Genomic DNA, 701 nt, shown 5'->3' with positions numbered 1-701 from the left:
ACTGGATCACCCCGCACCAGAAGTGGGGCATCCACTCGACCTACTCCGACAACCTGCTGATGCAGACGCTGTCTCGCGGTGGCCCCATCGTGTGGCTGTCTGAGGACGACGCCAAGGCCATCGGCGTGGAGGACAACGACTGGATCGAGCTGTACAACGCCAACGGCGCCGTGGCCGCACGCGCCGTCGTCAGCCAGCGAGTCAAGGTCGGCATGGCGATGATGTACCACGCTCAGGAGCGCATCGTGAACGTGCCGGGCTCCGAGGTCACCGGCACCCGCGGCGGTATCCACAACTCCGTGACCCGGGTCTGCCCCAAGCCGACCCACATGATCGGCGGCTACGGCCAACTGTCCTACGGCTTTAACTACTACGGCACCGTGGGCTCCAACCGCGACGAATTCGTCATCGTGCGGCGTATGAAGCACATCAACTGGCTGGACGGCGAAGGCAATGACGGTTTTCAGGAGGCTGTGAAATGAAGATCCGTTCCCAAGTGGGCATGGTGCTCAACCTCGACAAGTGCATCGGCTGCCATACCTGTTCGGTGACCTGCAAGAACGTCTGGACCAGCCGCGAGGGCGTGGAATACGCCTGGTTCAACAACGTCGAGACCAAGCCCGGCATCGGCTATCCCAAGGAGTGGGAGAACCAGGCGCGCTGGAAAGGCGGCTGGCTACGGCGTGATGACGGCACTATCG

Annotated in this window: 1 protein-coding gene and 1 pseudogene; both read left to right on the top strand. The window is 62.5% G+C overall.

Translation table 11 applies throughout. From position 1 onward, the window contains the following. On the top strand, positions 1-482 hold a 482-nt coding region (locus ACUN9Y_RS22130; RefSeq protein WP_445462905.1), incomplete at its 5' end, for a molybdopterin dinucleotide binding domain-containing protein. Then, positions 479-701: pseudogene (gene narH / locus ACUN9Y_RS22125) on the top strand (nitrate reductase subunit beta); the annotation flags it as partial. The gene ACUN9Y_RS22130 and the pseudogene narH, both read left to right, overlap by 4 nt.

This window comes from Halomonas sp. V046 (genome assembly GCF_052645355.1).
This window is presented reverse-complemented; position numbering and strand designations above follow the sequence as displayed.